This is a genomic window from Streptomyces milbemycinicus, assembly GCF_002154605.1.
GTDB lineage: Bacteria > Actinomycetota > Actinomycetes > Streptomycetales > Streptomycetaceae > Streptomyces > Streptomyces milbemycinicus.
The window spans coordinates 1-8,409 of record NZ_MUNE01000273.1; the positions used below are offsets into that span (position 1 = coordinate 1).

Annotated in this window: 3 protein-coding genes; 1 reads left to right on the top strand and 2 read right to left on the bottom strand. The window is 71.7% G+C overall.

Annotated elements, in window-relative coordinates; all coding sequences use genetic code 11:
* Positions 1-37: 37 nt before the first annotated feature.
* Positions 38-6,058, bottom strand: a complete 6,021-nt coding sequence (locus CCN51_RS22165; RefSeq protein ID WP_014182214.1) for a non-ribosomal peptide synthetase — start codon at positions 6,056-6,058, stop codon at positions 38-40.
* Between the two features lie 69 nt (positions 6,059-6,127).
* On the bottom strand, positions 6,128-8,275 hold the full coding sequence (locus CCN51_RS22170; RefSeq protein WP_245881667.1) for a class I SAM-dependent methyltransferase: 2,148 nt from the start codon (positions 8,273-8,275) through the stop codon (positions 6,128-6,130).
* Positions 8,276-8,298: 23 nt separating this feature from the next.
* Between CCN51_RS22170 and CCN51_RS60050 the strand changes: the two genes are divergently transcribed.
* The coding region (locus tag CCN51_RS60050) for a KS-MAT linker domain-containing protein (RefSeq protein WP_425444770.1) at positions 8,299-8,409 on the top strand (111 nt) is incomplete at its 3' end.

Below are 8,409 nucleotides of genomic sequence, written 5' to 3' on the forward strand. Positions count from 1 at the left end.
GAGCCCTGGCCGGAGAACAGAAAGACGATCGGCCTCCTCACACCCGGTCACCGTCCTGCAGCCGCCGGATGTCACCGACCCGGAACTCGCCGTCGTGGAAGACGTCCAGGCCGACCGGGGCGGGGCGCTCCCGCAGCGCCGCCTCGGCCAACTGGCCGACCGGCTGCTCGGCGCCGTCCAACATGGCTTCCAGTACGGACACCAGGCCGAGCAGCAGCCGGGTCGCGGCGGCGTCGGGGAGCAGTTCCCGCCGGTAGGACAGGTGCATGGTGATCGTGTTGGTCGGGAAGATGTCGAGCCGCAGCGGGAAGCCCATCTTGGAGTCGAAGAACGCGGCCCCGGACAGCTCGCTGGAGTCCACGCCGACGTTCTGGAACACGGTGTAGCTCTCGCAGGGCAGCTCTCCCTTCGGCAGCTCGCTCCACCCGAGCACGGCGTCAAGCGGGGTGGTCTCATGGCCGCCCATCTCGATCAGCCCGTTGTACAGCCCCTTCAGGAACTCCCCCGCGCGGCGGCCGAGGTCCAGCCGGGTACGCAGTGGCAGGATGTTGAAGGTCGGCCCCACCACTCCGGAGAGCGCGTCGACGCCGACCACCGACGAGGAGCGACCGGCCAGCAGCACGCCGTGCGCCACGTCCGCGGAGCCAGTGAACGCCGCGTTCACCAGTGCCCATGCCGCCTGGAACAGTGCGTTGAGCGGAAGGTGGCTGCCCTGGGAAAGCCGCCGCAGGCCCACGGCGGTATCCCGGTCCAGGGTGATCATCTGGCGGGCGCCGCCCGCCTCCGCGGGGCCCGCGGGCAGATGCCGCCGTATGGCCTGGGACAGCGAGGTGGGTCGGCGCAGCCCGGCCAGCTCCCGCCGCCAGTACCGCTCGGCGGGGAGTTGGTCCTGGCCGCGCACGCCCTGGACGAACTCCTTGAACGGCAGGGCTTCCGGCACCGGCCCGGGCTCGCGTCCTTCGGCCGCCGCGGCCAGCGACTCGAGCAGTTGCCCGGTGACGATGTCGAAGCTCCAGCCGTCCACGCAGAAGTAGTTCATCGTCACTACCGTCAGAGCCGTGTCCGCGTCGAGTTGGACGATCAGGTAGCGCAGCGCGGAGGGCGTGCCCAGGTCGGCGCCTCGCTCCCGGTCCGCGCGCAGGTGCTCGGCGAGCCGGGCGTTCTGCTCGGCCTCGGGCAGGCCGCGCCAGTCGGCGAAGCTCGCCTCGGCGGCCGCCTTCTCGTGCACCACCTGCACCGGCTCGGCGAGCCCCTCCCAAGCGAAGCTGGTACGCAGCGCCGGATGCCGGTCGATCACCCGCTGGAAGGAGTCGGTGAACGCGGCCCGGTCGATTTCGGGGATCCGCAGGATCTGCATCCGGCGCGCGAGAAACGCGCCGGGTTCGGGGCGCTCCCGCCAGCGCCCCAGCGCCCACCGCTGGAACGGGGAGAGCGGGTATACGTCGACCACGCCGGGAGCCGCGCGGAGCTCGCGCAGCCTCGCGTCGGGGTCCGCGTCGGAGGTGGCGGGCGCCTGGGGCGCGGGGCTGTCGGCCGGGGCCGACGCCTCGTCCAGGGCGGCTGCCAGCGCGGCGATCGTGCCGTGTCGGAAGACCATCTGGGGGGAGAACTCCAGGCCGTGATGGCTGGCCTTGGCCACGACGTGGATGGTGTGGATCGAGTCGCCGCCGAGTTCGAAGAAGTTGGTGTGCACCCCGACTCCGTCCAGGCCGAGCACTTCCGCCCACAGGTCGGCCAGCACGCGCTCGGTCGCGGTGGTCGGTTCGGCGGAGGCGTCTTGGTCCCCGTGGTCGAGCACCGGCGGCAGCGCGGCGCGGTCCAGCTTGCCGTTGACGGTGACCGGGAGGGTGCGCATGGCCACGAACCCGGACGGGATCATGTAGTCCGGCACCAGGTCCTCAAGGTAGCGGCGCAACCCGCGCACCAGCTCACCTGCCGCGCGGTTGAACACCGGGTCGTTGGTCAGTTCCTCCGGCGGGCCCGGCGGCGTCCGCCGCACCGGGAGCGGGTGGGTACCGGCGCGGCTGAACACGACTGCGTAGCTGCCGTCGGTGGTCCGCGGCATCCACTCCACCCGCACCGGGTAGCCGACGGCCTCGCCGAGCCGCCACCAGACCTCCGGGTCGACGTGCGCGTCCGGGTCGAGCACCGGCTCGCGGATCAGCTCGCCGACGATCTCCCCGCCGTCCTTGCGGCGCAGTTCCTCCCGCTTGGCGTTGACGCCGGCCAGCCGGGCGTTGGGCACGCCAAGCACCACGAGCGCCCCGGGGCGCTGCTCGGTGAGCCGCCGGCGCACCTGCTCGACGCCTCCGCTGTCCGGCCAGTCGAGGGTGACGACGGCTTCGTCGCCGCTCGCGGCGGGCTCTCCGAGATGGAGTACGGCGTCGTAGCGGTAACGGGTCAGTTCGTTGTCGTACTGGCCCCGCCGCAGCTGTATCTCCACGCGCTGGAGATCCGGCCGCCCGGAGCGCAGTGTCGTGAAGAACTCCGGGTGGACCAGCAGCTCCTGGTCCTGGTGGCACTGCCGGGCGATCCGCCCCCGCAACCTCCCGACCGGCTGCTTCGCTTGTGCACGGCGCAGCTCCACATCCGTGTGGAAGGCCTCCAGGAGGGCCAGGTTCCGCAGGTCGCCCACGAAGAGCGCTCCATCGTCGCCCATACTGTTCAGCGCTTGGTCCAGTACGGTGCGCAGATAGGCGCCGTCGGGGAAGTACTGGGCGACGGAGTTGAGCACCACCACGTCGAAGGGCTCACCGGACAGCCCGGCCACCTCGTGGGCGGCTCGCTGCGAGAGTTCGACGCCGGAGAGCTCGGGTCGCTGTGCCACAAGTCGGGTGCGCACGAAGTCCAGGGCGGCCGCGGAGATGTCGGTTCCGTGGTAGGCCTCGCAGTGCGGGGCGATCCGGGAGAGCAGCAGACCGGTGCCGCATCCGATTTCCAGCACCCGTCGCGGTTTGAGCGCCAGGATGCGCGCGACGGTGCCCTCCACCCACTCCCGCATCTCCTCGGGCGGCAGGGGCTCGCCGGTGTAGCTGCTGTTCCAGCTCGTGATGTTGAAGTCCGCCTCGCGCGGGTCGGCGTCCTGTACGTACGCCTCGTCGAACACCGCCGCCCACTCCGCGACCCGCTGTGCCATCGGGTCCTGGTCGGGCAGGGCCGCGGCGCTGCCGGTGGCGGTAGCGCGCTCGACGTCCGTGCCGGGCACGACATAGGCGACCAGTCGCTGGTGGCCGACGCCGCGCTCGTCGTCGCGGGCGATCACGGCAGCCTCCCGCACATCCGGGTGACGCGCCAGCGCGGCCTCGACCTCGCCGGGCTCGATCCGGATACCGCGGACCTTGACCTGGAAGTCCGCCCGGCCGCGGTACTCGATCGCCCCGTCGGGCAACAGCCGCGCCAGGTCTCCGGAGCGGTACAGCCGGTCGTCCGGCGAGCCGAAAGGGTCTCGGACGAACCGCTCCTCGGTGAGCTCGGGGCGGTTGTGGTAGCCGCGGGCCACCTGCACACCGCCGATGTACAGCTCGCCCACGACGCCGACCGGAACCGGGTTGAGGTGCGGGTCCAGGACGTAGAGCCGGGTGTTGGCGATCGGGCGGCCGATCGGCACGATCCCTCGCGCGTCACCGGGTACGCACTGCCAGGCGGTGACGTCGACGGCCGCCTCGGTGGGGCCGTACAGATTGTGCAGCTCCGTTCCTGGCAGCCGCTCGAAGAACCGCTCCTGCAGGGCGAACGGCAGCGCCTCACCACTGCACACCACCCGCCTCAGGCCCGCGCACGCGTCGGCCACGCCGTCCTGGGCGAGGAACACCTGAAGCATCGACGGCACGAAGTGGGCGGTGGTGACGCGCTCCCCACGGATCACGGCGGCCAGCCGCGCCGGGTCCTTGTGCTCTTCGGGCCGCGCGACGACCAGGGTCGCGCCGGCCATCAGGGGCCAGAAGAACTCCCAGACCGACACGTCGAAACTGAACGGCGTCTTCTGCAGCACCCGGTCCGAGCTGTCCAGACGGTACCGGTCCTGCATCCACAGCAGCCGGTTGACGATGCCCCGATGGGTGTTCAGCACACCCTTGGGGCGGCCGGTGGATCCCGATGTGTAGATCATATAGGCGAGGGTGTCCGGGTCCGCCCCGTGCTCCACCGGCGCGTCGGACTCACCAGCGATCTCCGTCCAGCGGGTGTCGATGGCGATCACGTCGGCCCGCGTCGATGGCAGCACGGGCACCAGGTGTTCCTGGGTGAGCAGGATGGCCGGGTCGGCGTCGGCGAGCATGAACTCCTGACGGCGTACTGGATAGGCGGGGTCCACCGGCACGTACGCCGCCCCAGCCTTGACCACGCCGAGCAGGGCGACGACCAGTTCCAGCGAACGCTCCGCGCACACCGCGACGAACCGTTCGGGGCCGGCTCCGCGTCGGCGCAGCCAGCGGGCCAGTCGATTGGACCGGCTGTCGAGTTCCGCGTAGGTGAGCCGCTCACCGCCGAAGACGAGCGCGGGGGCGTCGGGCGTGCGCAGCGCCTGGGCCGCGATCAGGTCGTGCAAGCAGCTGCCCCCGCCGTCGAACGTCCTGCCGGTGTCGTTCCATTCCTCGACGACCTTGCGGCGCTCCGCCTCCGGCACCACCGCGAGCCGCGAGATGGGCACCTCAGGGCCGGCCACCGCGGACTCCAGCACGACCCGAAAGGCGTCCATCATCCGCCGCACGGTGTCGGGCTCGAAGACGTCCGAGTTGTACTCCACCTCGACCAGAAGCGTGTCGGTGCAGTCGACGACGCTGATCCACAGATCGAATTTGGAGGTGTCGATCCGGATGCCTTCGATCTCCTCGATGGTCAGCTCGTCGCCGGGCTTGAGGTCCCTGGCGGGCAGGAAGTTGAAACAGACCTGGAACAGCGGGTTCTGCGAGAGGTACCGCTCCGGTTGCAGCGCGTCGACCAGGACCTCGAACGGCAGCTCCTGGTGCTGCTGAGCGCCGTTGACCACTTCCTGGGCCCGGCGCAGCACCTCGCGGAAGTCCGGATCGCCGGACAGGTCCGTCCGGTAGACCAGGGTGTTGACGAACATGCCGATGAGCGGCTCGATGTCCACCTGCGTCCGGTTGGTCACCGGTGACCCGACCGGGATGCCGGTCTGGCCGGTGTAGCGGTGCAGCAGGACGTTCAGCGCGCCGAGCAGCAGGACGAACAGACTGACGCCCTCCTGGCGGCACAACTGGACGAGTTCGGTGCGCAGGGAGCCGGGGTAGTGCTGTCTGAGGTCCCCGCCCGCGAAGGTCTGGATCGGTGGCCGCGGCCGGTCCAGCGGCAGTTCCAGGGGTTCCGTGCCGTCAGCCAGCTGCTTGCGCCAGTAGTCGAGCTGGGCTTCGAGGCGCTCGCCTGTGAGGTGGTTCCGCTGCCATACGGCGAAGTCCGCATACTGCACGCGCAGCTCGGCCAGCGGGGAGGGCCGGCCCGCCGCGAGGGCCTCGTACAAAGTGAACAGTTCCTGCCAGAACAGCCCCAGCGACCAGCCGTCGACCACCACGTGATGGGCGTTCAGCAACACCACATGCGACTCGGCCCCCAGGCGGTAGAGGGTGACCCGCAGCAGTGGCCCGGCCGCCAGGTCGAACGGGCGACGCCCCTCGTCGTAGATGAGCGCGTCGAGCCGGGCCGGATCCGCGGTGAGGTCGACGAGCTCGACCGGGACGTCGAGGTGGTCCAGGATCTCCTGCCACGGTTCGCCGTTCTCGCTGGGGAGGCGGGTGCGCAGCGACTCGTGCCGACGCACCACCTCCGCCACGGCGCGCTGCAGCACCTCGTGGCGCAGCGGCCCGCGCAGCCGGAAGCTCATCGGGACGTTGTACGCGGCGCTGTCGGGCACCATCTCGTTGAGGAACCACAGCCGGCGCTGGGCGAAGGAGAGCGGCGGACGGTCGCCGGCGGGGCGGCGTGGGATGCCGGTGGTGCGCGTGGTGCCCGCCGACCGCTTGGCGCCGCTCAGCTTCTCCAGCAGCGCCCGCTTCGCCGGGGACAGTTGCGCCTTGCGCGTGGTGGCGAGGTCTTCGGGGGACATGGCGGGAGAACTCCTTCGGGATATGCGGCTTTCCTCAGCTTTTTGTGACTGTCCGCGGCTTTCCGCGACTCACGCGAGCAAGGTGGCAACGGTGTCTTCGGGCAGTTCTTCAATGCGCTCGACCAGCTCCGCTTCGAGCATGGCGACCATGTCGGCCAGGGTGCGGGCCTGGAACAGCTCGCCCAGGTCCAGCTCGATCGGGAAGCCGCTCTTGAGCCGGGAGATGACCTGGGTCGCGAGGATCGAGTCGCCGCCGAGCTCCTGGAAGTCGTCCTCCGGGCGTGCCGAGGCGACGCCCAGCACCTCCCGCCAGGCGTCGACCACCATGGCCTGGAGCGAGCCCGCGGCGGCCTCCGCGGCCTCAGCGGCCTCCGCGACCGGTACGTGGTCGGTGACCGGTACGTGGTCGGTGACCGGTACGTGGTCGGTGACCGGTACGGGCTCCGCGGCCACCGGCGGCTCCGCCGGGACGGTCACCGGGGCGGCGGCCACCGGGGTCTGCGCCGGGAGCGGCGGGAGGGCGGCAGTGGTGTCCGTCAGGGCCCCCTCGTTCTCCGCCAGGACGACGGCCTGGTACGCCTGGTCCTCGCGCACCGGCGCCAGCGACAGGCTGCGCACCGCGCGGAAGCCGCCCTGCTCCAGGGCCTGGCGCCACAGGGCGACGCTCAGCAGCGGCGAGCCGGGCAGCCTGCGCTCGTGGTCCTGGAACGCCCACCAGCCGGCCATCAGGCCGAAGGTGAGGGTGAAGAACTCCTGCACCCGGGTGGTCTCCAGCAGGATCAGCACACCGCCGGGCCGCAGCAGCTGCCGGGCGTGGGCCAGCGAGTCGTCGATCCGCCGGGTCGCGTGCAGCACGTTGCAGGCCAGCACAACGTCGTAGGCGCCCGCCTCGAAGCCCTGCTCGGCCGGCGGGGACTCGATGTCCAGCTGCTGGAAGCTCAGGAACGGGTGGTCCTTGGCGTACCGGTTGCGCCCGTACAGGGTGAAGCTGCGCGAGATGTCGGTGTACGCGTAGCGCAGCCGGTCCTGGAGGCCGTCCAGCGCGGGCAGCACCTTCGCGGTCGTGCCGCCGGTGCCCGCGCCGATCTCCAACACGGACACCTCCGCGCCCGGGTCGCGGGCCAACCGGGCCCGCGCGTACGCGGCGACCAGCTGGGCCACCAGGGCGTTGGTGTCCTGATCGCTGTGGTAGACGGCCTCCACCGCGTCGAAGGAACCGTCGGGGAAGAGGACTTCATGGGCCTTCCGGCGGCCGGTGAGGATGGCCGGGAACTCCTCCAGGCAGGAGGTCAGCAGCCGGAAGTAGCCCTCCATCTCCGGGTAGTGGCCGGTCACCTCGCGCTTGAGGGCCTCCAGCCGGTCCGGCTCCCAGCGCACCAGCGCGGGGTCGGCGACCCGGTCGGTGGTGACCAGTTCCTCGCCCTCGGCGCGCAGCAGCCCGTCGTCGGTGAGGATGCCGAGCAGCGCGCGGAACAGCGAGGTGTGCTCGTCCACGACGCCCAGCCGCCGGATCAGCGCAGGCGCGCCGTGGCGCTCGCCGGGGGCCTGGAAGACCTCCATCCGGCGCAGCGAGGCGAACAGCATCTCCCGGCAGACCTTGGCCAGTTCGCGGACCATCACATCGTTGCGGAGCGCGGCTTCGATGTCCGCGGCCGACGGATCGGCCCGCAGGTGTTCCTCGGCCGCCGCGTCGAGTTCCACCAGGACGGAGGGCACGGCTCCGGCGGCCGGGCGCGGCGGCGCGGTGTCATGGCCGGGCGTCTCGGCCGGGGCGCCGTCGGCCCAGACGTGGCGGAACACCTCGCGCTCGAAGGGGTGGCCGGGCAGCTGGATCCGCCGGGGCGCGCCGCCGGTGTGCAGCCGTGGCCAGTCCACCGCCGCGCCGGTGGCCCAGGCCGCGGCGAGCTCGTCCACATCGCGCCCGGCCGCGGTCGGGGCCTGCCCGCCCGTACGGTCTTCGGGGGCCCGCCCCCGGTGTGCGCCCCGGGCGGCGTCGGCGCCGCCCGCGAACGCCTCCAGCCGCTCGATCAGTTCACTCATCGAGTCGGCCGACACGGCGAGCCGCTCGGGGAACGCCTCGCGGCCCACCTGGAGGGTGTAGGCCACGTCCCGCAGCGCGGCGTCGCCCGGCTTCTCTTCGCCCTGCTTCTCGTCGCGCAGCCGCGCCGCCAGCGCCCCGGCGGCAGCTCGTACCGCTGTCCGCGAAGACCGATTCACAGCTGCGGCGGAAGGCCGGGGCGCTGGCGGCGCGGCTGCGCGACGAGAAGCAGGGCGAAGAGAAGCCGGGCGACGCCGCGCTGCGGGACGTGGCCTACACCCTCCAGGTGGGCCGCGAGGCGTTCCCCGAGCGG

Excerpts from the sequence above, each read along its gene's own strand:
- CCN51_RS22165 (WP_014182214.1), bottom strand. The coding sequence starts at position 6,058 with ATGTCCCCCGAAGACCTCGCCACCACGCGCAAGGCGCAACTGTCCCCG.